Raw genomic sequence first — 25,586 nt, 5'->3', positions numbered from 1 at the left:
GGAGTGTGGAATATAAAAATGTTAAAACGATATTGTATTCGCATTATGATGACTTGTTTACTTGCAATTGCATTATGCGTAACATGGAATGCTTTCACAGGAGTTTCTCTATTAGAGATTGTAAAGAAATATGAGGGAACGAGTGCAAAAGAAGTACATGCAGCAGAAGTTAAGAGAAATGTTGCTCCGAGTAAAGAAGTGATAAATGCTTTAGAGCAGGCAAACGACTGGTCTAAATATCGTTCAATTGAAATGACTGCAACAGGTTATACATCGGGGATTGAGTCAACTGGTAAGAGGCCAGGGCATCCAGAGTATGGTATTACATATTCAGGTGTTAAAGTAAAAAGGGATTTATATTCCACAATTGCTGCGGACTTACGCGTATTCCCGATTGGAACGATTCTCTTCGTGCCAGGTTACGGGTATGGTGTAGTAGCTGATAAGGGCGGTGCAATAAAAGGAAACCGTCTTGATCTATATTATGATACGGTGAAAGATGTTTATAGCCAATGGGGTAAGAAAAAAGTAAATGTGTATGTAGTAAAAGTAGGAAATGGTAAGTTTACAGAAGAAGAGTTAACGATGTTAAATCAAGACGAAACGATGCAAGTGTTTCGTGGTCAATATTTAAAACAAAGATAGTCTAGTCGTAATTACGCTAGACTTTTTTTCTTGGCTTATTTCATAACAGAGGAGATTTTACACGTCATATAACTGTAGTTAGAATTATCGCATTTTATCGAAAATAAAGTTATAATGGTGGTAGAGAAATTTAGGGGGTCTGAACATGTTTCAAGTACAAAAAGAATTAGCAGGTCATGAAGTAGTGATTGTTGCTCTATTTGAAGAAGAGAAAATGAGTAGTTTTGTACAAGAACTGGACAAAGCGTTTGAAGGACAATTACAAGTTTTACTAGAAGAGAAAGAATTATCTACGAAGAAAAAGGCCATTTCGAAAGTACATAGCTTAGGAAAAACAAATGTGAAACGTTATTACTTTGTTGGTTTAGGAAAGAAAGAGTCTTACACGACAGAAACGTTACGTGCGGCTCTTGGAAAAGCGTTTAAAACATTACAAGTAGCAAAAGTACAAGATGCAGCAATCTTACTTGATTCTTTCGTAACAGAGAAATTAGACGCGATTGATGTCGCTCATATTGCAGCAGAGGTACAAGGCCTTGGTACATATGAGTTACAAACGTATAAATCAGATAAAAAGGATCGTGTAGAGTTAGAGAAGTTCACGGCTATTACAGCGGAAGATGCACAAGAAATTGAAGCCGCATTAACAGTTGGCTACGTACATGGACGTGCAACAAATTCGGCTCGTACACTTGTAAATATGCCGCCAAACGTATTAACAGCGACAAAGCTTGCTGAGTATGCTGTTGAGTTAGCGGAGAAGTATGATATGGACTATAAAGTTCTTGAGAAAGAAGAGATGGAAGATCTTGGTATGGGTGCGTTACTTGCAGTAAACCAAGGTAGTACAGAGCCGCCAAAAATGATTGCTCTTATTTATAAAGGAAAAGAAGAGTGGACGGATGTCATTGGATTCGTTGGAAAAGGTATTACATACGATACAGGTGGTTATTCTTTAAAACCACGTGAAGGCATGGTTGGTATGAAAGGTGATATGGGCGGTGCAGCTGCTGTATTAGGTGCGATGGAAATTATCGGAGAACTGCGCCCAGAAAAAAATGTGATCGCTGTTATTCCTTCAACTGATAACGTTGTAAGTGGTACGGCATTTAAGCCAGACGATGTAATCAAATCTATGAGCGGAAAGACAATTGAAGTATTAAATACGGATGCAGAAGGTCGTCTAGCTTTAGCTGACGGTATTACGTATGCGAAAAAACTTGGTGCAAACTATCTTGTTGATGTTGCAACATTAACAGGCGGTGTAATTGTTGCACTTGGAAACTATACGACAGGCGCAATGACAAATAATGAAGAGTTATTTGAGCAAGTGCTAGAGGCTTCTATGGAAACAGATGAGCCAATTTGGCAACTACCGATTTTTGATCGTGATAAAGAACGTGTGAGAAACAGTAAGTTTGCTGATTTAAATAACTCACCAGGCCGTGAAGGACATGCGGTTATGGCAGGTACATTCCTAGGCGAATTCGCTGAAGATACACCGTGGGTACACTTAGATATCGCTGGAACATCAGAAACAAAAGGCGCGCACGACTTAGGTCCAGCTGGAGCAACTGGTGCAATGGTACGTACACTTGCAACACTTGTGGAGCGTTTCGGAGAAGAATAAGAGTATAAGTGAAGACTGTTCCAATATTTTGGAACAGTCTTCTTTTTTATAGGTTTGTTTATCCAGCTATTTGCCGGGCAGTAAGACCCTCAATTCAAAATTCAGCGGAAGCAAAGAAGTTAAGTGTGGATTGAGCTGCTCGTAAACGCTTGATTGGTGAGGGCTGATTAAAGTTTCACTTTATAAAGAAATCGTATACAAAATCCCATTTAAGGCAAAAGAAGTACGGCCCGTTTCTTCAGAGACAACTAATATAAGTGCATCACTCTTTTCTGATAAGCCAATTGCAGCTCTGTGACGTGTTCCCAGCTCAGGATCAACTTCTGTACTTTTCGTTAAAGGAAGAATATTAGCAGCTGAGACAATATGATTATTTTTTACCAGAACGGCACCGTCATGAAGAGGGTTACCTGGATAAAATATTGATTCGAGTAATGGTGCAGTTAAATGAGCGTTTAATGTCGTTCCAGTTTGAATGAAAGCTTCAAGCGTCTCGTTTCGTTCTACAACGATAAGAGCACCATGTTTTCTGGCGCTTAAATGTTGGATAGCTGTTGTAATAAAAGATGAACTTTCCGTATAAGGTGATAAATATGCTTGAATATAGTATGTAGCTGCCAATGTTTGTACATTTGCCAACATATGATGAATATCTTCCATTTTGCATAAAATGCATTCATCTTCTTTATCGATTGCGTTCCTCATAATCGATAGTTCTCTTTCAGCAATTTCAATCATTTGTTTTGTTTGTATTTTGAGCTCTTCTGACAAGCCCCATTCGTGCATAATCCTCATTCCCTTTAGTGGAGTATTTAACAATAGTGTATACAAATATTCCTAGTAAAATCCTGCTAGATTTTATAAAATATTGAGATACAGCATGTTTTTTTCATATAATAAAGGTATGACGAGCGAGAGGAGAGAGAAGAATGAATTGGAAACAAGAATTTAGTCGCTGGCTTTCTTACGCACAATTAGATGCAGAATTAAAAGAACAGCTAGAAAACATGAAGCAAGATGAGAAGAAAATCGAGGATAGCTTTTATAAAAATCTAGAGTTCGGCACAGGTGGTATGCGTGGTGAACTTGGTGCTGGTACGAACCGTTTAAACGTATATACAGTTCGTAAAGCAACAAAAGGATTAGCAAGCTTTATTGAAAAGTTAGGTGAGGAAGCGAAAAAACGAGGTGTTGTTGTAGCCTATGATTCTCGTCATAAATCACCTGAGTTTGCAATGGAAGTCGCTGCTACACTTGGTGCACGTGGTATCACAACATATGTGTTTGAAAGCTTACGTCCAACGCCAGTACTTTCTTTCGCAGTTCGTCATTTACATACAGTAAGTGGAATCGTTCTTACGGCAAGCCATAATCCGCCTGAATATAACGGATACAAAGTATACGGTGAAGATGGTGGACAGTTGCCGCCAAAAGAAGCGGATGAGTTAATAAGCTACGTAGATGCAATAGAAGATGAATTAACAGTTGAAGTCGCTGATGTAGAGCAATTAAAAGCTGACGGTTTATTACATATTATTGGACAAGAAGTAGATGATGCATATGCTGCAGAATTGAACAATGTCATCATTAATAAAGAAATGGTGGAAAAGGCCGGCAAAGACTTAAAAATCGTCTTTACACCATTACACGGAACATCAAATATTTCTGTACGCCGTGGTTTAAAAGAAGTTGGATTTACAGATGTAACAGTTGTAAAAGAGCAAGAGTTACCAGATCCAAACTTCTCTACAGTAAAATCACCGAACCCAGAAGAGCATGCAGCATTTGAGTATGCTATTCGTGACGGTGAAAAGGTAGGCGCAGATGTATTAATCGCAACTGATCCTGACGCAGATCGTCTAGGTGTAGCAGTCCGCAATCATAATGGTGAGTTCCAAGTATTAACAGGAAACCAAACAGGTGCTTTAATGCTTGATTACTTATTATCTCAAAAGAAAGAAAACGGAACGCTTCCAGAGAACGGTGTCGTATTAAAAACAATCGTAACGTCTGAAATTGGTCGTACAATTGCAAAAGCATATGGTTTAGATACAGTTGATACGTTAACTGGATTTAAATTTATCGGTGAGAAAATTAGACAGTATGAAGAAAGCGGACAATACGAATTCCAATTCGGTTATGAGGAAAGCTATGGTTATTTAATCCGTCCATTCTGCCGTGATAAAGATGCAGTACAATCTGTCCTATTTGCATGTGAAGTAGCTGCATACTACAAATCACAAGGGAAAACGTTATATGATGGTCTATTAGAAGTATTTGAGAAGTACGGTTTCTTCCGTGAAGACCTTGTATCGTTAACGTTAAAAGGAAAAGATGGAGCGGAACAAATCCAAGAGATGATGGCGACGTTCCGTGAGAATCCTCCAAAAGAAGTAGCAGGCTTAACAGTCGTAGCAGTTGAAGATTATAAAGCAAGCATCGTTACATCTTTACAAGATGGACATAAAGAAGAGATTCACTTACCGAAATCAAATGTGTTAAAATATCAATTAGAAGATGGTTCATGGTTCTGCCTACGTCCATCTGGAACTGAACCGAAGATTAAGTTCTACTTCGGTGTACAAGATAGTTCTTTACAAAATAGTGAACAAAAGTTACTTACTATTAAAGAAGACATTATGAATCGTTTATAATACAAAGTAATTTTAAGTAGTAAGGAACAAAAGGGAGCGAAATCTCCCTTTTGTTTTATGTAGGAAATGATTGCTATTAATTCCGACAGGAGAGAGGGTATTTTGTGATGAAAAAAGTAAGAAAAGCGATAATCCCAGCAGCTGGATTAGGAACACGTTTTTTACCAGCAACGAAAGCAATGCCGAAAGAAATGTTACCGATAGTAGATAAACCAACGATTCAATACATTGTAGAAGAAGCAGTGAAATCGGGAATCGAAGATATTATTATCGTTACTGGTAAAACAAAGCGCTCTATCGAAGATCATTTTGATAACGCATTTGAACTAGAACAAAACTTATTAGAGAAGAAAAAATATGAGTTGCTTGAAAAAGTACAAGCTTCTTCAAAAATGGTAGATATTCATTACATCCGTCAAAAAGAGCCGAAGGGACTAGGACATGCTGTTTGGTGTGCACGTAAATTCATTGGTGATGAGCCATTTGCAGTGTTACTAGGTGATGATATTGTCCAAGCTGAGAAACCATGTTTACGTCAATTAATGGATGAGTATGAAAAAACACTTTCTTCTGTTATTGGTGTACAAACTGTTCCAGAAACAGAAACACACCGTTACGGAATTATCGATCCATTAGAACAAGAAGGTCGTCGTTACCAAGTTCGCAATTTCGTTGAGAAACCAGCACAAGGTACAGCACCTTCAAACTTAGCGATTATGGGCCGTTACATTTTAACGCCTGAAATCTTTATGTTCTTAGAACAGCAACATGTCGGTGCTGGCGGTGAAATTCAGTTAACAGATGCAATCCAAAGCTTAAATGAAATCCAACGTGTATTTGCTTACGATTTCGAAGGAAAGCGCTACGATGTAGGTGAAAAGCTAGGATTCGTTCAAACGACAATCGAAATGGCTCTGCAACACCCAGAATTACGTGATGACATGGTTGCGATGATGAAGAAAATTTTAGAAGAACAAGCGAACCAAGAGTCTTAATAAAAAAAATGAGTTATTTCAGTATACTGAAATAACTCATTTTTTTATTAGGAAATCGTCGAATGAGAATGCTGATAAGCAGAACGACGCACAGCATAGTATATGCGAGGTGCGATAATAGCACCGATAATTGTAAATGCAATATCTTTTACTGCGAACCACATCATAATCATCCAAGCAGCTTTATAACTCATATTACCGCCCATAAAGAGATTGACTGCCCCGTACATGTAAGTAGTACCGATTATATAAGTTAAAATAATTCCTGTGAAAGAGGCAATAGCAAATGTAATGAATGTTGGTCTTTCTTTTTGTTCTACTAGTTTTCCCGATACGTAAGCAACGATAATAAATGCGATAATAAAACCACCAGTAGGATCTAAAAGTGCTCCAAATCCAGCTTTGAAGTTAGCAAAGATTGGTGCACCGGCTACGCCAACGAGCATATATACAGTCATGGATAAGGCACCAAGTCTACTTCCAAGAAGAAGACCTGCTAAAATTGCGAAAAATGGTTGCATAGATAATGGGATGCCCGCTACTTGCAGGAATGGTGCCCAAGATACAATATTTGCACCAATGGCCATAAGAGCGACGAACATGGCAGCTAATGCTAAATCTAAAACATGAAATCTCCTCATAATGTTAACCTCCTGTTGTTTTTAGGTTAACATTATCGTAGCGAAAATATTTACTTGTTGTCAATCAAAATATTTTGATAAGAAGGCTTCAAATAGTCTCTTAGCAACGTATATGGAATACGAAATTGCGGAATTCCACTTGAATACGGAGCAATCTCATATAAAGGGAAATAAATGACGAGATTGTCTGGCTCTAAAAAGAAGTGAAACTTTTTCATACTCATTACCTTTTCAGTTGCATCAGGAAAATAAATACTTTCATTTTGTTTAATTTGTCTTACAATCTCTGCACGGATTACATCTTTATATTTATCTTTTTGTTGAAATAAATCGTCTAAGTGCAGTAGCTTTTTTTCGTTTAAATCAAATGTATTTGCCTTCCACGTATAAAGACCATGTGCTCCGCCAGTATATTGATAGTAATTCACATATAGGCTAAGAAAAGGTGGTTTGTTTAATGAGACTTTATAATCGACATTTGCTACGTACGGATGAAATGGTGTACTAGATCCTTCTGTTTCTTTATAATATTTTTTTGCTTCTTTTTCTAATTTGTTTTTAAACTTGTCAGTGGATTTTTTGTAGTATAAATTGAGCTTATTTTGAAATTTAGAGTCAGAAAAGTTGTGAAAAGAAGGCCTATTTATTTGATATTCTATATAAGGTTTCTTACCTTTTTGCGTTACAGTCTTAACATCGATTGTCAGGTTAGATGCTTTGGCTGTTATTGCACAATTTGGTACAATAGTCAGCAAGGAGAACATAAGCAGTAATATACAAAATTTCTGTTTCATTTAGGTGAAGCCTCCTTATATAAGTGTTATAAGTAGTTTGAAAATAAATAGGTAAAATTATACATTTAATTAAAGTATGAGAAGGGGGAAGCGATATGGCAAAAACTTTAATGGATTCACTTGGAATTGAGTTGTTAGAGATGACAGAAGATAAGGTGGTTGCTACGATGCCTGTTGATGAGCGTACGCATCAGCCGTTTGGATTTTTGCATGGTGGTGCATCGGTTGCATTAGCAGAAACAGTGGCAAGTGTTGGTTCATATAATTTAATTGATCAAGAAAAATGTATTTGTTTCGGATTAGAAATTAATGCAAACCACATTCGCTCAAAGAAAGATGGAATTGTAACAGCGATTGGGACACCGATACATAGAGGACAATCGACAATGGTTTGGGATGTTCGCATTATTGATGAAAATGATGATTTACTATGTATATCAAGATGTACAGTAGCAATTAAAGAAAAACGTGAAAATTAAAAAAGAGGCGCTCTTATGAGCAGCCTCTTTTTCTTATAATTAGAACTGGATTTTCTTCTCTAAGAAACCTTTTAGTTCGCTAATTGGCATACGAACTTGTTCCATTGTGTCACGGTCACGTACTGTAACAGCTTTGTCTTCAACTGAGTCGAAGTCGTATGTGATACAGAATGGTGTACCGATTTCGTCTTGACGACGGTAACGTTTACCGATAGAACCAGTTTCATCAAAGTCTACCATGAAGTCTTTAGCTAATTCTGCGAATACTTCAGTAGCACCTTCAGATAGCTTTTTAGATAATGGTAAGATAGCTGCTTTGTATGGTGCTAAAGCAGGGTGGAAACGAAGAACTGTACGAGAATCGTTTTCTAATTGCTCTTCTTCATATGCATCACATAAGAATGCTAATGTTACGCGGTCTGCGCCTAAAGATGGCTCGATACAGTATGGTACGTAACGCTCATTCGTTTGTGGATCGATATAGTTAAAGTCTTCGTTTGAGTGTTCCATGTGACGTTTTAAGTCGAAGTCTGTACGAGATGCAACGCCCCAAAGTTCGCCCCAACCGAATGGGAATTTGAATTCAATGTCAGTTGTTGCATTACTGTAGTGAGATAACTCTTCTTCACCGTGGTCACGAAGACGCATGCTCTCTTCAGTCATACCAAGTGAAAGTAACCAGTTTTTACAAGTTTCACGCCAGAATGCGAACCACTCTAAATCTTCACCAGGCTTACAGAAGAATTCAAGTTCCATTTGTTCGAATTCACGTGTACGGAATGTGAAGTTACCAGGTGTGATTTCGTTACGGAAACTCTTACCGATTTGGCCAATACCAAATGGAAGCTTTTTACGCATAGAGCGTTGAACGTTTTTGAAGTTTACGAAAATACCTTGTGCTGTTTCAGGACGAAGGAAGATTTCGTTTGTGCTAGACTCTGTAACACCTTGGAATGTTTTGAACATTAAGTTGAACTGACGGATTTCAGTGAATTCTTCACTACCGCAATCAGGACATTTTACTTCATGTTCTTTCATTAAGTCAGCCATTTGGTCGAAAGTAAGACCGTCAACAACCATTTCGATGCCTTTTGCATCTAAAGCATCCTCAATTAATTTGTCAGCACGGTGACGAGCTTTACATTTTTTACAGTCGATCATTGGATCGTTGAAGTTACCAACATGACCAGAAGCGATCCAAGTTTTAGGGTTCATTAAAATAGCTGCGTCTAAACCAACGTTGTGTGGAGATTCTTGAATGAATTTTTTCCACCAAGCTTTTTTAACGTTATTTTTTAATTCGATTCCAAGTGGACCGTAATCCCAAGTGTTTGCAAGACCACCGTAAATTTCAGAACCAGGGAAAACAAAACCGCGATGTTTCGCTAAGTTTACAACTTGTTCCATTGAATACATAAGAAAATCCTCCTTTTGAAAGTTAACGTATTGGCGATGACATACTCTGATACTTTGGAAACGAGCAGTATATGCTAAAAAGAACATAAAAAAACGCTCATCCCAAGGCTTATTTGCCTAGGGACGAGCGTTTGCCCGCGGTTCCACCCTAGTTGATACACAAAAGGTGCATCCACTTTATCATGTATTGCTCGGGACTGCCGTTTCCTTGCGGCTTCAGGCTTTCACTATCCCTGAATCGCTTTTTATGCAAGTACTTATAAGTCCGTCATCGCTACTTATATTAATAATAATGAACATATTCTAACACGTTCTTTTTTAAATCTCAATAGAGGAACGCGTCTATCTATGATAGAGTCTCACCTATTTTTTCATTATTTATTCCGTAATTTTGTTTAATATGCTTAATTGCTTCACGCTTACTTAATGGAGCGAGTTCATTGTTTTGCACGTATTCCCAAACTACATCCGGATTTGTTTTTGCATATTCACGAAGGACCCAGCCAATCGCTTTTTGAATGAAAAATTCTTTTGAAGAATGTAGTTGTCCAATAATCCAGAAAAGAAGTTCTTCATCCATCTTTTGTTTATATTTCAGTTGGAATAAAATAGCGGCACGTTGTAACCATATGTTATCTGATGCAATCCATTTTGGAATATACGCAGAAATCAATTCTGGGTGTTTTAAAAAGATAGTACCTAAGAATGTAGGGACGATGCTATCGACAGAGTCCCACCAAGATTTTGTGACAATAAGTTCTTCTAAGAAGGGGATATGAGTTTCGTTTATATGCTTTTTATATTTTTGCATAATATCAAGTGCGGCCGCTTGGAATTCACGTTCTGGTAAGTCCCACAGCTCACGTACGATAATTTGAAAGTCTTTTTTATCTGGGAGAGTATGTATTTGAATGACGTCTTTTAACAATTGGCGTCTTTCCGGTGTTTGAATACCTAGAAATGGGAAGTGATTTTTCATATAACGAGCCATAGGTTCTGCTTTTTCAGGATTTTGATGAGCTGTAAAATGCTCTTGTAATGCTTTTACAAATGGATGCATATGTGTTTCTCCTCTCTTATTCTCTTTCTCCTCTTATTATACAAAGAGTTTGGATAAATTTTAAAACATAACTTGCAATGTAATGAAATATGTTGAAAGTAGAGAGGAGAGGATAAGATGGAGGATCAAGGCGTACTAGCAGGTTTCTTTGCTCTTAGTTTTGCGTTTATTCTTGTTGTATTGATTTGGGCAATTATTGCGTATTTATTAACGGCTTTTGCACTGTATACGATGGCGAAAAATGATGGTGCAACGGATGGTGCTCTTGCGTTTATTCCTTTTTTAAATAGTAAGATATGGGGTGATTTAGCAAAAGACAAATTACCGGATTTCTTAAAAGAAGAAGCGGGATGGAAAGTATTCGGCATATATGTCGCGTGTTTCATTTTTAACTTCGTACCAATTCTATATTTATTAGCAACAGCTGTATCGATTGTGCTGTCTATTTATCTTATCTACGCAATTTTAGATAGATACGGAACGAATTCTATATTGTTTACGATTATTCATACAATCACATTTTCGGTTTTCTTACCGATTCATTTATTTATTATTCGAAATGAACCGGTGAGATATAAAGAGTAGATTTTTCGTTTCTGTTGATAAGTCGATATATTTTAGATATAAGTAAAAAAGCGCCCTGATTATCAGGGCGCTTTTTCTACTACATAAGGTAGCGTAAATAAATATAAATGTGAGAAATGATTAATGAAACGATCATAATTGGGAAACCGACTTTTAGGAATTCCATGTAACTAAATTTATGCCCTTCGCGGCTCGCGATACCTGCAACGATTACGTTAGCAGAAGCTCCGATTAATGTTCCGTTTCCGCCGAGACAAGCACCTAGTGCTAATGCCCACCATAATACATCGATTTGTGCGTCAGATGGTGATAAGCCTAGCCCAACTGCCATATCGTTAATAAGTGGAATCATTGTTGCGACGAATGGGATGTTATCAATTGTTGCAGAGGCGATACCAGATACCCATAAAATAAGGATGGATGCGTAAGAAATATCTCCGCCTGTTATACCAATTACTTTTTGAGCTAACATTTTGATAAGACCGATATCGATAAGTCCTCCAACAAGTACGAATAGCCCTGCGAAGAAGAAGATTGTTACCCACTCTACGCTTGCAAGTACTTCTTCAATTTCATGCTCTTTCACACCAATTAACATAAGTACAGTAGCACCAGTTAAGGCAATGATAGCCGCATCAATATGGAAAATAGAATGAGTCATGAAACCTACAATTGTAAGTCCAAGTACCGTTAAAGATTTTTTCATTAATACTGGATCTTTAATGTATTGTTTTTCATCTAAGCTCATTAATTTTTTGACTTGTACAGGATCGGCAATTAATTGTTTGCGGTACATGAAGTAAAGTATTGTTGCTGTAACTCCAATAATAATAATTACGATTGGTGCTAGATTCAATAGGAAAGCATTGAAGTCTAAATGTTTATTGGCAGAACCAATCATAATGTTAGGTGGATCACCAATTAATGTTGCAGTTCCCCCAATGTTTGAGAAAATAATTTCAGAAAGTAAATAAGGAACAGGATTTACTTGCAGTATGCGCGTAATAGATAAAGTAACTGGAACAACAAGAAGTACAGTTGTAACGTTATCTAAAAATGCGGAGCCAAGCGCAGTAAGTAGGGAAAGGGAAATTAAAATTTTAATTGGATTTCCTTGTGCCCCTTTTGCTGCTTTAATGGCAACGTATTGGAAAACACCTGATTTACTCGTAATGTTCACCAAAATCATCATACCGATGAGTAGCGTAATCGTTCCCCATTCAATATGTTTCGTAAAGGCGTTATGTAAATCGACGACCCCCACAATTACCATGAGTGCTGCACCAAGAAGTGCGATGACAGCGCGATTAATTTTTTCAGAAATAATAATGGCATATGTAATTAAAAAGACTGCGATAGCAAAATAATACTGCCAGTTAGCGAGTTCTTGCGTTGTTTCGTGCAAAAATCTCATCTCCTTTCATTCATTTTTCTTAGTGTGTCAAATATTAACTAGATGAAACACACATAACGTCATTATAAAGTAGAAAAACTGCGGATGTAAATGAAAGGAGGGATTTTGTCATATTTTCTGCATAGGTCATTTTTTCTTATTTTTTAAAATATTTGTGGGCATTTGACATATATATAAGATACATCCAATCTGAATATTTAAAATGGAATTAGCATTCGAGCTTGTTCGTGTAGGAGTGTCAAATAGAAAGGAATGACAAAAATGATAAGGAAGGGATCGTATGGATGAACAACGATTTTTATTTTTAGACTTTGAGTTTACGATGCCCCAGCATAGAAAGAAACCGAAAGGATTTTTTCCGGAAATTATTGAGGTAGGACTCGTTTCAGTTGCTGGCTGTAAGGTGGAAGATACGTATTCATCACATGTCAGGCCGAAAACATTTCCCTCTTTAACGGATCGGTGTAAGAAGTTTTTAGGAATAAAACAAGAAGTCGTGGATAAAGGGATTTCATTTCCTGAACTCGTTAAGAAGCTTGCAGAATACGAAACGAAATGTAAACCGACAATTGTAACGTGGGGAAATATGGATATGAAAGTGCTGAAGCATAATTGTGAAATGGCAGGGATAGCTTTTCCATTCTTCGGGCAGTGTCGTGATTTATCGCTTGAGTATAAGAAGTTTTTTGGGGAAAGAAATCAAACAGGATTATGGAAAGCAATTGAGGCGTACGGAAAAGTAGGGACAGGGAAGCATCATTGTGCGCTTGATGATGCGATGACGACGTATAATATTTTTAAACTAGTAGAAAAAGATAAAGAGTATTTAGTAAAACCAGCACCTCCAACATTAGGAGAACTCGTTGATTTTTCAAAAGTGTTAAAGAAAGTGAGCACACAGTAACGACCAAATTGCACATTATGTAATTTGGTCGTTTTGTTTTTTTAGAGTTTGTAGTCCTTCTTTAACTGTTCTAATGTTTCTAGACTACGCTCTGCAAAAGGTGAATCATCTTCAGAAAATGAATTCATTTGAGTTTCTAATGCTAATTTTAGTGACTCGGTATAATCAGGAATTTCTCCTTCATATTTCTTTACCATTTGCTGTGGAATGTTCGTTTGCTCACGAAAAGCTAAAGCGCGTCTTTCGTGGAAAAATGGTACGTCAGCTTGTTTTACGTTATGTAAGTCACCTTGCACCGGATGTTTTAAAACAGCTAATACTTTTACGACATAACTACCAGGACGGCTATTTGTAATTTCGCCGATGTATTTTCCTGTTTTATAAATACCAGTAACCATTTCACCAATTTCAAATGTTTCTCTCATATTTTTCACCTCAAGTTTATAGTAAGGAAAGTAGGAGGAGGAGTCAAAGAAATCATTCACTTTCGGAACGCCCCTTGAGAATATGAACTGGTTCAACTATAATTTAAAGATATATAACAGAAAATTCTGATGTTTTTTGAATCCTATAATTAAGGAGTGTTCGTTATGATGCCTTTATATTTTCCAGAAGATAAAACAGAATATATTATTCCAGGGATTGTGTGCGTTCTATTTATTATCGGTGCTATTGCCACGTGGCGCATGTTTATTCGTATATCAAAAAGAGAAGCAGAGCGATTACAGAAAGTTGAAGAAAAACTATTAGCTGAAAAGAAACAGTAACGCATTTTTGTATGTTTCCCTCTATGCTCGGACAATCTAAGGGCAGAATATATTTTGGAGGGAATGGAATGAAGAAACGGCTTTTTTTCAGTTGTTGTTTATTATTTCTGATGGCAGGTTGTGACCAAGGAAAGCCGAAAGAAATTGAAGTGAAATTACATAATGCTTCAGGAGATGAAGTAGGGACTGCGAAAGTAGTTCAGCAAACAAGTGGAGTGAAAATTACGATTAAAGGGGAAGGTTTCACGCCAGGACCACACGGACTACATGTACATGAAATCGGAGAGTGTAAGGCACCTCGTTTTGAATCATCCGGGAATCATTTTAATCCTGATGATAAAAAACATGGTCTTCTTAATCCGAAGGGTGCAGAAAACGGTGATTTACCGAACGTAATTGCAGACGGTTCTGGAAAGATCAAGGCAGAAATCGACGCGCCGCACATAACGCTTGAAGAAGGAAAAACAACGATTCATAGAAAAGATGGAGCGTCTATTATTATTACAGAAAACGCTGATGATGGTATGACACAACCGACAGGTAAATCAGGTGATCGAATTGCTTGTGGTGTCATTGTAAAAAAAGCATCGGATATGAAGAAAAAGTAAAAGCTACCGTGCATGGTAGCTTTTTTTGTGAAACGTAATTGAAAAGATATGGATAAAGGAGGTTGTCCTAAAATGATTTATGACAGCCTCTTTTCTTATTATGAAAACGTATGACGCAGTCTGTTCAAAATTTCTTCTAAAACAGATCGTGGACAGCCGATGTTAATTCGAATATGTTCTTCGCCACCTAACCCGTATTTCTCACCAGGTTCAACGATGATTTTTCCTTTTTCCTCAAGTAATGCAGTACGCTCGTTTTGAGAAAGCTTTAGACGAGAACAATCAATCCATAATAAAAAGCTACCTTCTGGCTTCGTTACGGAAAGAGTAGGTATGTGAGTTTTAATATATTCACAAGCAAATTGAGCATTATCTTCTATATATAATCGAATTTCGTTTAACCAATCATTACATTCTGTATAGGCACTTTGCATCGCTGTATAAGCGAAGATATTTAACCCGTGGAAGCCTTGTCTATATTGGATAGCTGTAAAGGCGTGACGGAGTTTTTCGTTTGGAATGATAATAATCGATGCTTGTAATCCAGCGATATTAAATGTTTTACTTGGAGCCATACAAGTGATAGTGCGCTCTGCTAATTCTGCAGATAAGGAAGCGAACGGCGTATGTGTATGGTCTGCATAAATGATATCGGAATGAATTTCATCCGCGACAATGATTACGTTATATTTAGTACATAACGATCCGAGCTGCACAAGTTCCTCTTTCGTCCAAACGCGTCCGATTGGGTTATGAGGGCTACAAAGAAGCATGAGTTTGACGCCTTGCTGAAACTGCTTTTCTAAATGCTCGAAGTCTATCACATATGTATCATTTTGTTTCTGTAATGGACTCACGCATAACTGCCTGTTGTTTGTTGTGACCATTTCGAAAAATGGAGGATAAATAGGTGGTTGTACAAGAACGGCTTCGTTTTCCTTTGTGAAAGCCTGTATGCTCGTACTAAGAGCTGGAACGATTCCGGCGCTAAAGACAAGCCATTCTTTTTGAATATCCCAGTCGTATTGTTGTTTTGTCCAGTTACAAATAATATCCCCAATATTTTCGGGAGGAAGTGTATAGCCAAAAATCGGATGTTCGATTCGTTGTTTTAAGGCAGTTTGAATTGGTTTTGGTACTTCAAAATCCATATCAGCAATCCAAGCATGGATAAGTTCTTCGTTTTTATATGTATCCCATTTTATACTATGCGTTCCACGTCGATTGATTGCTTTATGAAATAGTTGCATACGTTTGCCCCCTTCTTCTGTAAAACCAATAAGTTATGAAAGTTCTCTCTCTTCTTATAGAATAGCTGATGTGATAGGATAAAGAAAAGTATTAAAAAGTGAAAAGGCGGGAAGCGAATGGGTACATATGAAAAGATGATAGAGGTTGTGAAGAATTGGGATCCGTTTCAAATGGGACCGGAGTTTTATGAAACAGAAGCGAGCGATGTTGTGAACGTCATAAGTGTGTTTGATGATCCAAAATACATCGCAAAGAAGATTCAACATATATACTTTATGTCTTTTGAGGAAGTACCTGCGCTTGAAAAATGTGAGAAATTAGCTGTGGAATTACTTGTAATAAAAGAAGGCGGAAGCTGTTCATTATAGGCTGTCGGAATTTCCGACGGCCTTTTTTATATTATCCCGCTATTTGCCGGGCAGTAAGACCCCCACCTCAAAATTCAGCAGAAGCAAAGAAGTTAGGTGGGGGCTAATTAAAGTTTCACTTTATTGCGCAGAAAAAGCGATAATTTCTTCATAAACATGTTCAGGCTTTTCTTCAGGTAGTAAATGTCCTGTATTTTCGTAAGAAATAAATTTTGAATTCGGTAAATCTTTGTGTAGACGATGACCTACATGTACAGGGACGACGCGGTCTTTTTCACCCCAAATGAGTAGTGTAGGTGTTTCGATTTTTTGTAATTCAGTTGAAGATAAGTCACCTTCACGGTCTCGTATCATGCGAGTTAAAGCGGGAAATATACGGTCGTCATAAAAAGGAGCGGAGTAACCTTTTTTCATTTCATCGTCAATTAATGAGTGATCATGAACGACATTCATTAAGTTATGAACAATGCCGCGTCTAATAATCCAGTTCTTTACGTATAAATGAAAGAACGGTAAATAAGAAGAGTATAGTAAAGGTAAGGTTGCGCGTGCTAAATAGCTAGAGCTGCATAGTAAAATCGTCTTTGAGATGAGTTCAGGACGTATACGGTTTACATAGAGAGAAATTTGCCCACCCATAGAGTGCCCAACTAATACAATGTTTGAGAGAGATAAATGTTCAATTAAATCAATAATGATCGTTGCTAAATTGTGATAAGAATACTTAAACAGATGAGACTTATCACTTTTTCCGAACGGTGGTAAATCAAGAGCAATGACTGTTCCTTCCTTCGATAGTAAGGGAATGAGACGACGGTAACTGAATGAGGAAGATAAAAAGCCGTGAACGAGTACGAAAGTAGGACGTTCTGTTTTATTATCATGTTCATACAATTCGTAATGAATAGTAGTGCCGCGAGTGGAAAAAGTGAAATAAGGACAAGTATATTCGTGATTCATTTTTTGTCACTCCATTGATTTTTGTTCATATCATCTCCAAGGAAGAAGAAAATATGTTAACAAAAAAAGGCAAGATGACGATGTCATCTTGCTTTTCGTTTATTCAGTATTACCCGCGAACAATATTAGGCGGTGTTTTTCCTTGCAATCCTGCAACTAAATTTTCAGCGGCGGTCATAGCCATTTGCTGCCTAGTTTTTAATGTTGCAGATCCGATGTGTGGTAAAGTCACAACATTTTGTAATGATAAGAGTGGATTATCTTTTTGAATTGGCTCTTGTGTAAATGTATCGATACCTGCTGCAAAGATTTTCTTTTCTGTTAAAGCATGGATTAACGCTTCTTCATCTACTGTTTTCCCGCGAGAAGCATTAATGAAGATTGCTGTTTCTTTCATTAATGAAAATTCCTTTTCTCCGATAAGGTGATATGTTTCATCTGTTAATGGAGTAAGAAGAACAATAAAGTCAGACTGCTTCAGTAGCGTCTGTAAATCACAATATGTAGCATCGAATTTTTGTTCAGCTTCTTCTTTACGACGGCGGTTATAGTAAAGAACATTCATATCAAATCCGAATTTTGCTCGTTTTGCAACTGCTTCTCCAATTCGGCCCATTCCGATAATACCAATTGTGCTATGGTGTACATCTAGTCCGAAGTGTTCTTTTCCAATTTCAGTGTTCCATTCACCATTTTTTACATAAGAATCGAGTTCGCAAACACGGCGCCCAGCAGATAACATAAGGGCGAAAACAAGATCAGCTACTGTATCATCTAATACGTATGGTGTATTCGTTCCGATAACATTTCGTTTTTTCATCGCTTGTAAATCAAAATTATCGTAACCAACAGAAATGTTGCTCACTACTTTTAAGTTAGGAGCTACTGTTAGTAATTCTTCATTAATAGCAGATCCGAAATTTAATAACCCATCTTTATCTTGTATTTTCTCTAATAGAACATCACGAGGTACTTTTTCATTTTGATCCCATTTTTCATAATCACAGTGTTCTGATAAATAGTTTTCTACAAATGTTGGAACTGGTTCAGCAATATAAACTTTTGGTTTCACGATTCCATCCCCTTTCGCTTTATCACGCATTTTTCCACTGATTAAAGTTTCACTTTACCCCGCATTAACGGACAGCAAGTCTCCCGCCTCAAAAAGCAGCTCAAGCAAAGAGGTTAGGTGGGAGAGCAACTGTCCGTAAAAGCCCGATTGGTTCAACTAATAATCAGCGGGGTGAAGCATTTCGCTGATTAAAGTTTCACTTTATTTTGACATAATTCAATAGAAAAATCTTCTTTTCAAACTGGAAAGGGTATTTGTATAATTTAGACACAAACGAAAAGGAAGGATGATTTATATGGTGACAGAAAAAGAATTAGAATTATTAGCTTGTCTTGAAAAGAGTAGTCGATTATCTGTAGATACATTAGCGAAGCTGTTAAATATAGAAGTAGAAGAAGTAAAGAAGATGGTTGCGAGATTAGAAAATGAAAAAATTATTGTGGATTATGTAACACATATTGATTGGACGAAGGTGAAAGAACATACAGGTTTAACGGCGATGATCGATGTGAAAGTTACACCAAAGCGCGGCGTTGGGTTTGATGCGGTTGCTGAACAAATTTATCGTTATTCAGAAGTGAAATCCGTTTATTTAATGTCAGGGACATATGATCTTTCTATTACATTAGAAGGGAAAACGATGGGGGAAGTAGCGATGTTTGTTTCTGAGAAATTAGCAACAATTGAATCTGTCGTTTCTACAACTACTCATTTCATTTTGAAGAAGTATAAACATGAGGGCGTTATTTATGAAAAAGACGATGATGATAAGCGAATTGTGGTGACACCATGAAGCAATTTGAACTATCCAGATCAGCAGAATCTTTAAAACCATCTGGTATTCGGAAATTTTTCGATTTAGCAGCAAATATGAAAGGTGTTATTTCCCTCGGGGTAGGAGAGCCAGATTTTGTTACACCTTGGAATGTAAGGCAAGCATGTATTCGTTCTTTGGAACAAGGGTATACGTCATATACAGCAAATGCAGGATTATTGGAGCTTCGTCAAGAAATAGCAAAGTATCTAAAAAAACAATTTGCAGTATCGTATGATCCAAGTAATGAAATCATTGTTACAGTTGGAGCGAGTCAGGCGTTAGATGTAGCGATGCGCGCCATTATAAATCCTGATGATGAAGTGCTCATTATTGAACCGAGCTTCGTTTCTTATGCACCACTTGTGACATTAGCTGGAGGAGTTCCGGTTCCTGTGGCGACTACGTTAGAAAACGAGTTTAAAGTACAACCAGAACAAATTGAAGCAGTTATTACAGCGAAAACAAAGGCGATTTTACTTTGTTCACCAAATAACCCGACAGGTGCAATGCTAAATAAATCCGAGCTTGAAGAAATAGCAGTGATTGTTGAGAAGTACAATCTAATCGTATTATCTGATGAAATTTATGCAGAGCTTGTATACGACGAAGTATATACAAGTTTCGCAAGTATTAAAAATATGCGTGAGCATACGATTTTAATTTCAGGATTTTCAAAAGGATTTGCGATGACAGGATGGCGCCTCGGTATGATTGCAGCTCCTGTTCAATTTTCAGAATTAATGCTCAAAATCCATCAATATTCAATGATGTGCGCACCGACGATGTCTCAGTTTGCAGCACTTGAGGCGTTACGCGCAGGGAACGATGAAGTAATTCGAATGAGAGATAGCTATAAGAAGCGTCGTAACTTCATGACGACATCTTTCAATGAAATGGGCTTAATGTGTCATGTGCCGGGCGGAGCATTTTATGTTTTTCCTTCTATATCTTCAACCGGATTATCTTCAGCGGAATTTGCAGAACAGTTATTGCTGGAAGAAAAAGTGGCCGTTGTCCCTGGTAGCGTATTTGGCGAAAGTGGTGAAGGATTTATTCGTTGTTCATATGCGACGTCGCTTGAACAACTTATGGAAGCAATGAAGAGAATGGAACGATTTGTAGAAAATAAAAAAAGGACAAAACGTAATACGTTTTGTCCATAAAAGGGGGGGAATACTAGAAAGCCATGTGTTAGTAGTCTATCCCAATATTGGAGAATTATACTTCTTTAAGGGAAATTTTTCATGAATTTTGAATGAGTTCTGTCATAGTGGTATAATTTACTAATATAAGGTATACGCATTCTAGATATCATTATCTAGAATGCGTACTAACCAATCGGATATTTAAAATAAATATATCTGCTTTGCTCTCTATAATTGTAGAGAGAATGGTAAACGTATGGGAGTGTTTCATATGTCAGAACAATATACAACAGGAGTGGTTGTAACAGGGAAAGTGACTGGAATTCAAGATTACGGTGCATTTGTAGCGTTAGATGCAGAAACACAAGGACTTGTGCATATATCTGAAATTACAAATGGATATGTAAAGGATATTCATGACTTTTTAAAAGTCGGCGATACAGTAGAAGTAAAGGTACTTTCAATTGATGAAGAGCACAGAAAAATGAGTTTATCGTTAAAAGCGGCGAAAAGAAAACAAGGAAGGATTCTTATACCGAACCCATCTGAAAACGGATTTAATACGCTGCGAGAAAAGTTGGCAGAATGGATTGAAGAGTCCGAGTTAACAAAGTAAAAGAGGAACGCATATGAGCGTTCCTCTTTTACTTTATCTTATGATATATATTTGCAAATATGATTGCATGCAATCATATTCGTATGTCGGAGGTGAAAGGACATACTGATTATCGAATTTCGTTTGTTTCTGGGTGCGTACCAAGATTTTCAGATGGTTTAAACAGTAAACCAAGATTGATAAGCCCAGATATACCAACGATGCCGTAAATAATACGTGCAAGAGCTGAATTTTGTCCACCGAAAATGGCTGCTACTAAGTCAAACTGGAAAAATCCGATTAGTCCCCAGTTCACAGCGCCAATTACAGTAAAGACTAATGCGATACGTTGCAAAGTACTCATGAAAAAGCCCCCCTTAATTGTGAAGCATGAGCAAGCGATGAGTTAATTAACTCTTTTATAGAATGGGGTAGTTATGTTGTTTTTATACATAAAAAATGTTCGAAAGAGGATGTATATACATCTATACCGAAAAATGCGAATTTTTATGCAAAAAATGAACTTTTTCTAAAAAATATATATTGGTTACGTTTACAATGGTTGAATCGCTTGATTTACAACTTCAGTTTCGCTAAAGTGAATACAGAAATACATATCCATAATTGGAGGGAAAAAGATGAGTACACATGTAACGTTCGACTATTCTAAAGCGTTATCCTTCATCGGTGAACATGAAATCACTTATTTACGTGATGCAGTGAAAGTAACACATCACGCAATTCACGAAAAAACTGGAGCTGGGAACGATTTCCTTGGGTGGGTAGACCTTCCGCTTCAATATGACAAAGAAGAATTCGCTCGCATTCAAAAATGCGCAGAAAAAATTAAAAATGACTCTGACATTTTACTTGTTGTAGGTATTGGTGGTTCTTACTTAGGAGCACGCGCAGCAATCGAAATGTTAAACCATTCTTTCTACAACACGCTTTCTAAAGAACAACGTAAAACTCCACAAGTGCTATTTGTTGGACAAAACATTAGCTCCACTTACATGAAAGATTTAATGGACGTATTAGAAGGTAAAGACTTCTCTATTAACGTTATTTCCAAATCAGGTACAACAACAGAGCCAGCACTAGCATTCCGTATCTTCCGTAAGTTATTAGAAGAAAAGTATGGAAAAGAAGAAGCTCGCAAACGTATTTATGCAACTACAGATAAAGCACGTGGTGCGTTAAAAACATTAGCTGATAACGAAGATTACGAAACATTTGTTATTCCAGATGATGTTGGAGGTCGTTTCTCTGTATTAACGCCAGTTGGTTTGTTACCAATCGCAGTAAGTGGCTTAAATATTGAAGAGATGATGAAAGGTGCAGCTGCTGGTCATGATGACTTCGGAACATCAGAACTAGAAGAAAACCCAGCTTACCAATACGCAGTAGTTCGTAACGCTTTATACAATAAAGGAAAAACAATTGAAATGCTTGTTAACTATGAGCCAGCACTTCAATACTTCGCTGAGTGGTGGAAACAGTTATTTGGTGAAAGTGAAGGAAAAGATCAAAAAGGTATTTTCCCATCTTCAGCAAACTTCTCAACTGACTTACACTCATTAGGTCAATACGTCCAAGAAGGTCGTCGTGACTTATTTGAAACAGTTCTTAAAGTAGGTAAATCTACACATGAACTAACAATCGAATCAGAAGAAAACGATTTAGACGGATTAAATTACCTTGCTGGTGAAACTGTAGACTTCGTAAACACAAAAGCATACGAAGGTACATTACTTGCACATAGCGACGGGGGAGTACCAAACTTAATCGTCAATATTCCTGAATTAAATGAGTACACATTCGGTTACCTTGTATACTTCTTCGAAAAAGCATGTGCGATGAGCGGCTACTTATTAGGCGTAAATCCATTTGACCAACCTGGAGTAGAAGCATACAAGAAAAACATGTTTGCTTTACTTGGTAAACCAGGATTTGAAGCATTAAAAGCAGAATTAGAAGAGCGTTTAAAATAATAAAAAGCGACCGGAAACCCGGTCGCTTTTTATTATTTTACAGAAAGATACATCAGTATATTCAAACTAAAGTGGGTATGCTAAAGGAAAAGTCTTGGAGGGATGGACTTGATTCCGATTCAATCAAATTTAGAAGGACGTACATATGCGTTATATAAGTTAGAAGAGATTATGAAACCACTTGGATATAGCATTGGTGGTAATTGGGATTATGATAAAGGATGCTTTGATTACAAAATTGATGAAGAAGATGGGTATCAATTTTTACGAGTGCCGTTTACAGCAGTAGATGGTGAACTAGATGTACCTGGTGTAGTAGTCCGTCTTGAAACGCCGTATATTCTTTCGCACGTATATCAAGACGAACTAGATGATAATGTGAATACTTTAACCGCTGGAACGAGTGGGATGGATCAATTTGCTGAACCGAAAGATCCAGATGGAGATGTAAAAAGAAAATATATCAATATTGGGAAAGTGCTCATGCAAGAACTAGAGCGTCATTTTATTAATGGTGAATAACAATGAGTATGTCGCTTTCGATAAGAATGAAGGTATGGACTGGGTTAATCATATATTGATCGTCGCGCTTTATACCTAGTAAGAGAATGTTTTGTTTTAAAAGGGTATAGCTACAATTTGCAAAGGTTTGTCCGGTGCAGGACGGAGAAAGCTCCATCAGTTGTAATTTGTTATCAGAGATTTCATCGTAAAGTGAGAATAGTACACCTGAAATAGAAGGGAATAAAAGAGAAGCGGTAAATACATAACTCGTTAATTTATTTCCTTCTATAATTTCTGACGCGCCAGCTCTCGTTGCATTTTGAATTTGTTCAGTAGTAAGTAGTTCGGCGATGCAGTAAATGTTTGGATTGAGTCCTTTCGCAGTTAAAATATTTAAAATGGACTGTGTATCTGCTAAGCTTTCGTTCTTTTCTTTATCCGCTGTTATTAATATGGTGTGTGCCGTTGCAATATTAGCCTTTAATAAAGTTTGATCGTGATGCGGACAACCTTTTATAAATTCTAAATGATGAAAGGGTTTTGGGAGTAAAGAAAGTGTTTCATCAATTAAAACGATATCAAGGTTTGGTTGTAGTACATGCATTTGCTTTACAACATGTTTTGCACGCTCATTCCAGCCAACGATAATCATATGGCCGTTAGAGGTAGCGGCTTCTTCACCTTTAATTTTCATATATTGTTTACTAATCATCTCAGTAGCGAATAGAACCATATAATAAGAACAAAAGCCAGTGCCTAATAAAATAATACTTATACCTATTAGTTTTCCTATCGTTGTATGGGGAGCAAAGTCGCCATATCCAACTGTAAAAATGGTAACGATTGACCACCAAATTCCGTCAAACCATGTAGTGAAATGAGAGGGTTCTAATCTATGTATAAGAAAACCAGAAAAAGCAGTGAGTACAATAATAAAACAAATTAAACGAAAAATAATGGAATCACGAAATGTATCTACTAAATTCGGACGGGATTTCAACAGTAAATTCCTCCTTGTTTTGCAGGACTACATTCATTGTTACCATTATAGAAAAAAGAGAAACTCTCTAATTAAAGAGAGTTTGTTTTATGTTACATACTTTCCACTTCAGTTTGTTGGACAATTTCAAGATGCTGGAGAGCATAGTAAACATCAGCGGTATGTCTTTTTTGATCAATGGACAGTTTAAGATGTAAATAGTGAGAACCGTTTTCTAACGTTTTAAGCTTCATATTTTTAACGTTTATATCCATTTCTTTTATCTCCTCGATTACAACCGGGATATTGTCCATATTTCGCACAACAAGTTTCACTGCAATATCACGTTGACGAAATGATCTAGGACCTACAAACTTCATTGTCAATGGTATAAGTTCGACACTAATCATAAGAAAACACATTCCGAAAATTGCCTCAATATAGAAACCAGCTCCAACGGCAATACCAATACCAGAAGCACCCCAAATCATAGCGGCAGTCGTGAGCCCTGCAATGCTATCGTTGCCTCTTCTTAAAATTACGCCAGCACCTAAAAAACCAATTCCTGATACAATTTGAGCGGCAAGTCGAAGTGGATCCATATTCATATGATCGGTATGTGGTAAGTTATAAGCTGCTTTAATAGAAACAATCGTTAGGAGGCAACTAATAATAGAAATAACTAAACACGTTTTTAAACCAAGTGGTTTCCGTTTTAATTCGCGTTCTAAACCAATGGCAAATCCTAAAATAGCCGAGAGACCTAGTTTGATTAATAAATCGGCATAGTCCATATATATTCCTCCTTGTATGATATGGTATATGAATAAAACGCTTATTATAGAAAGAAACGTTTTTTGATAGAGTAACTTTATATAAAATATATGTAGGAATTACTCATACATGAAAGAGATATTTCGTTTAAGTATATGATATTAAAAAAGAAATGTGGGCAGTTTTTAAAAAAGTTTATAAAAGGTGTTGCATTTCATTTTTTACCATGATATATTAATAACCGTCGCTGATGCGGAAACGCAGAAAACGACAAAAAAGAAATTGAAAAACTTAGTTGACATCGAAAAATGAAGATGTTAACATAAGGAAGTCGCAAATGAGCGACCAAGTAGTTCTTTGAAAACTGAACGAAACAAACAACGTGAAACGTCAATTTTTATTTTTAGATGCTAGACAAACTAACTTTATTGGAGAGTTTGATCCTGGCTCAGGATGAACGCTGGCGGCGTGCCTAATACATGCAAGTCGAGCGAATGGATTAAGAGCTTGCTCTTATGAAGTTAGCGGCGGACGGGTG

General features: G+C 37.0%; 28 protein-coding genes and 1 rRNA gene. 16 read left to right on the top strand and 13 right to left on the bottom strand.

Features of this window, described 5'->3' with window-relative positions; all coding sequences use genetic code 11:
- The first annotated feature begins 18 nt into the window (after positions 1-18).
- Positions 19-645, top strand: coding sequence for a 3D domain-containing protein (locus C4S65_RS23235; RefSeq protein WP_000920103.1), 627 nt, complete (start codon positions 19-21; stop codon positions 643-645).
- Between the two features lie 145 nt (positions 646-790).
- Entirely contained in the window at positions 791-2,275 is a 1,485-nt protein-coding gene (gene pepA, locus C4S65_RS23230) for a cytosol aminopeptidase (protein WP_098285449.1), read from the top strand.
- Between the two features lie 180 nt (positions 2,276-2,455).
- Here pepA and cdaS read toward each other — a convergent pair whose 3' ends face one another.
- Entirely contained in the window at positions 2,456-3,061 is a 606-nt protein-coding gene (gene cdaS, locus C4S65_RS23225; RefSeq protein ID WP_000545255.1) for a sporulation-specific diadenylate cyclase CdaS, read from the bottom strand.
- Between the two features lie 143 nt (positions 3,062-3,204).
- Between cdaS and C4S65_RS23220 the strand changes: the two genes are divergently transcribed.
- Positions 3,205-4,929, top strand: coding sequence for a phospho-sugar mutase (locus tag C4S65_RS23220; RefSeq protein WP_001104215.1), 1,725 nt, complete (start codon positions 3,205-3,207; stop codon positions 4,927-4,929).
- 107 nt (positions 4,930-5,036) lie between these two features.
- Positions 5,037-5,924 carry a UTP--glucose-1-phosphate uridylyltransferase GalU gene (galU, locus tag C4S65_RS23215; protein WP_000757823.1) on the top strand — a complete coding sequence of 296 codons (888 nt, stop codon included), beginning with the start codon at positions 5,037-5,039 and terminating at the stop codon, positions 5,922-5,924.
- Between the two features lie 47 nt (positions 5,925-5,971).
- On the opposite strand, the gene C4S65_RS23210 is transcribed toward galU, so the two are convergent.
- Both C4S65_RS23210 and C4S65_RS23205 read right to left on the bottom strand, forming a co-directional pair.
- Positions 5,972-6,565 (bottom strand): biotin transporter BioY, encoded by a 594-nt coding sequence (locus C4S65_RS23210; RefSeq protein WP_001252163.1) that lies wholly within the window; start codon positions 6,563-6,565, stop codon positions 5,972-5,974.
- A 50-nt stretch (positions 6,566-6,615) separates the two neighbouring features.
- Positions 6,616-7,359: a DUF3298 and DUF4163 domain-containing protein gene (locus C4S65_RS23205; protein WP_000810328.1), complete on the bottom strand. Its 744-nt coding sequence runs from the start codon at positions 7,357-7,359 to the stop codon at positions 6,616-6,618.
- A gap of 95 nt (positions 7,360-7,454) precedes the next feature.
- On the opposite strand from C4S65_RS23205, the gene C4S65_RS23200 reads away from it, so the two are divergent.
- The gene (locus C4S65_RS23200; protein ID WP_001140613.1) at positions 7,455-7,838 is read left to right on the top strand and encodes a hotdog fold thioesterase; all 384 of its coding nucleotides are present in this window, start codon (positions 7,455-7,457) and stop codon (positions 7,836-7,838) included.
- 39 nt (positions 7,839-7,877) lie between these two features.
- On the opposite strand, the gene C4S65_RS23195 is transcribed toward C4S65_RS23200, so the two are convergent.
- Positions 7,878-9,254 (bottom strand): glycine--tRNA ligase, encoded by a 1,377-nt coding sequence (locus C4S65_RS23195; protein ID WP_000287148.1) that lies wholly within the window; start codon positions 9,252-9,254, stop codon positions 7,878-7,880.
- A 346-nt stretch (positions 9,255-9,600) separates the two neighbouring features.
- Positions 9,601-10,314, bottom strand: coding sequence for a DNA alkylation repair protein (locus tag C4S65_RS23185; protein WP_000553314.1), 714 nt, complete (start codon positions 10,312-10,314; stop codon positions 9,601-9,603).
- 117 nt (positions 10,315-10,431) lie between these two features.
- On the opposite strand from C4S65_RS23185, the gene C4S65_RS23180 reads away from it, so the two are divergent.
- Positions 10,432-10,899: a hypothetical protein gene (locus tag C4S65_RS23180; protein WP_000390065.1), complete on the top strand. Its 468-nt coding sequence runs from the start codon at positions 10,432-10,434 to the stop codon at positions 10,897-10,899.
- 79 nt (positions 10,900-10,978) lie between these two features.
- Here the strand turns inward: C4S65_RS23180 and C4S65_RS23175 are convergent, their stop codons facing one another.
- Complete coding sequence (locus tag C4S65_RS23175) at positions 10,979-12,304, bottom strand: ArsB/NhaD family transporter (protein WP_141551104.1); 1,326 nt, start codon at positions 12,302-12,304, stop codon at positions 10,979-10,981.
- 289 nt (positions 12,305-12,593) lie between these two features.
- Here C4S65_RS23175 and kapD point away from each other — a divergent pair, with 289 nt between their 5' ends.
- Entirely contained in the window at positions 12,594-13,217 is a 624-nt protein-coding gene (kapD, locus tag C4S65_RS23170) for a 3'-5' exonuclease KapD (RefSeq protein WP_000344356.1), read from the top strand.
- A 41-nt stretch (positions 13,218-13,258) separates the two neighbouring features.
- Here the strand turns inward: kapD and C4S65_RS23165 are convergent, their stop codons facing one another.
- A complete protein-coding gene (locus C4S65_RS23165) occupies positions 13,259-13,642 on the bottom strand; it encodes a kinase-associated lipoprotein B (RefSeq protein ID WP_098317696.1) in 384 nt (127 codons plus the stop codon).
- Positions 13,643-13,807: 165 nt separating this feature from the next.
- Between C4S65_RS23165 and C4S65_RS34590 the strand changes: the two genes are divergently transcribed.
- The gene (locus C4S65_RS34590) at positions 13,808-13,984 is read left to right on the top strand and encodes a hypothetical protein (RefSeq protein ID WP_000982756.1); all 177 of its coding nucleotides are present in this window, start codon (positions 13,808-13,810) and stop codon (positions 13,982-13,984) included.
- A gap of 68 nt (positions 13,985-14,052) precedes the next feature.
- Positions 14,053-14,592, top strand: a complete 540-nt coding sequence (gene sodC / locus C4S65_RS23160; protein ID WP_000746518.1) for a superoxide dismutase [Cu-Zn] — start codon at positions 14,053-14,055, stop codon at positions 14,590-14,592.
- A gap of 98 nt (positions 14,593-14,690) precedes the next feature.
- Here the strand turns inward: sodC and C4S65_RS23155 are convergent, their stop codons facing one another.
- On the bottom strand, positions 14,691-15,842 hold the full coding sequence (locus C4S65_RS23155; protein WP_001175813.1) for a MalY/PatB family protein: 1,152 nt from the start codon (positions 15,840-15,842) through the stop codon (positions 14,691-14,693).
- 117 nt (positions 15,843-15,959) lie between these two features.
- Here C4S65_RS23155 and C4S65_RS23150 point away from each other — a divergent pair, with 117 nt between their 5' ends.
- Complete coding sequence (locus tag C4S65_RS23150; protein WP_000537641.1) at positions 15,960-16,211, top strand: YugE family protein; 252 nt, start codon at positions 15,960-15,962, stop codon at positions 16,209-16,211.
- Between the two features lie 120 nt (positions 16,212-16,331).
- Here C4S65_RS23150 and C4S65_RS23145 read toward each other — a convergent pair whose 3' ends face one another.
- A complete protein-coding gene (locus C4S65_RS23145) occupies positions 16,332-17,171 on the bottom strand; it encodes an alpha/beta fold hydrolase (RefSeq protein ID WP_001015211.1) in 840 nt (279 codons plus the stop codon).
- A gap of 109 nt (positions 17,172-17,280) precedes the next feature.
- Positions 17,281-18,273, bottom strand: coding sequence for a D-glycerate dehydrogenase (locus C4S65_RS23140; RefSeq protein ID WP_001205001.1), 993 nt, complete (start codon positions 18,271-18,273; stop codon positions 17,281-17,283).
- Positions 18,274-18,538: 265 nt separating this feature from the next.
- On the opposite strand from C4S65_RS23140, the gene C4S65_RS23135 reads away from it, so the two are divergent.
- The 3 genes from C4S65_RS23135 to yugI all read left to right on the top strand — a co-directional run bounded on the left by C4S65_RS23135 (position 18,539) and on the right by yugI (position 20,821).
- On the top strand, positions 18,539-19,036 hold the full coding sequence (locus tag C4S65_RS23135) for an Lrp/AsnC family transcriptional regulator (RefSeq protein ID WP_000255697.1): 498 nt from the start codon (positions 18,539-18,541) through the stop codon (positions 19,034-19,036).
- Complete coding sequence (locus C4S65_RS23130) at positions 19,033-20,223, top strand: aminotransferase (RefSeq protein ID WP_000808538.1); 1,191 nt, start codon at positions 19,033-19,035, stop codon at positions 20,221-20,223. Before C4S65_RS23135 ends, C4S65_RS23130 begins: the two co-directional genes overlap by 4 nt.
- A 253-nt stretch (positions 20,224-20,476) precedes the next feature.
- Positions 20,477-20,821, top strand: coding sequence for a S1 domain-containing post-transcriptional regulator GSP13 (yugI, locus tag C4S65_RS23125; RefSeq protein ID WP_000003764.1), 345 nt, complete (start codon positions 20,477-20,479; stop codon positions 20,819-20,821).
- Between the two features lie 109 nt (positions 20,822-20,930).
- Here yugI and C4S65_RS23120 read toward each other — a convergent pair whose 3' ends face one another.
- On the bottom strand, positions 20,931-21,164 hold the full coding sequence (locus C4S65_RS23120) for a DUF378 domain-containing protein (protein WP_000105788.1): 234 nt from the start codon (positions 21,162-21,164) through the stop codon (positions 20,931-20,933).
- A 274-nt stretch (positions 21,165-21,438) separates the two neighbouring features.
- Here C4S65_RS23120 and C4S65_RS23110 point away from each other — a divergent pair, with 274 nt between their 5' ends.
- Positions 21,439-22,791 carry a glucose-6-phosphate isomerase gene (locus tag C4S65_RS23110; RefSeq protein WP_098838605.1) on the top strand — a complete coding sequence of 451 codons (1,353 nt, stop codon included), beginning with the start codon at positions 21,439-21,441 and terminating at the stop codon, positions 22,789-22,791.
- A gap of 108 nt (positions 22,792-22,899) precedes the next feature.
- The gene (locus C4S65_RS23105) at positions 22,900-23,313 is read left to right on the top strand and encodes a YugN-like family protein (RefSeq protein ID WP_000612335.1); all 414 of its coding nucleotides are present in this window, start codon (positions 22,900-22,902) and stop codon (positions 23,311-23,313) included.
- Here the strand turns inward: C4S65_RS23105 and C4S65_RS23100 are convergent.
- The gene (locus C4S65_RS23100) at positions 23,300-24,295 is read right to left on the bottom strand and encodes a potassium channel protein (RefSeq protein ID WP_098838606.1); all 996 of its coding nucleotides are present in this window, start codon (positions 24,293-24,295) and stop codon (positions 23,300-23,302) included. The genes C4S65_RS23105 and C4S65_RS23100 overlap by 14 nt on opposite strands.
- A 92-nt stretch (positions 24,296-24,387) precedes the next feature.
- On the bottom strand, positions 24,388-25,068 hold the full coding sequence (locus C4S65_RS23095) for an MgtC/SapB family protein (RefSeq protein ID WP_000384162.1): 681 nt from the start codon (positions 25,066-25,068) through the stop codon (positions 24,388-24,390).
- Positions 25,069-25,473: 405 nt separating this feature from the next.
- Here C4S65_RS23095 and C4S65_RS23085 point away from each other — a divergent pair.
- Positions 25,474-25,586, top strand: a 16S ribosomal RNA gene (locus C4S65_RS23085); the annotation flags it as partial.

The organism is Bacillus sp. ok061, assembly GCF_900108285.1.
GTDB lineage: Bacteria > Bacillota > Bacilli > Bacillales > Bacillaceae_G > Bacillus_A > Bacillus_A thuringiensis_S.
The sequence above is the reverse complement of the archived record's forward strand: the minus strand, read 5'-3'. Positions and strand labels throughout refer to the sequence as shown.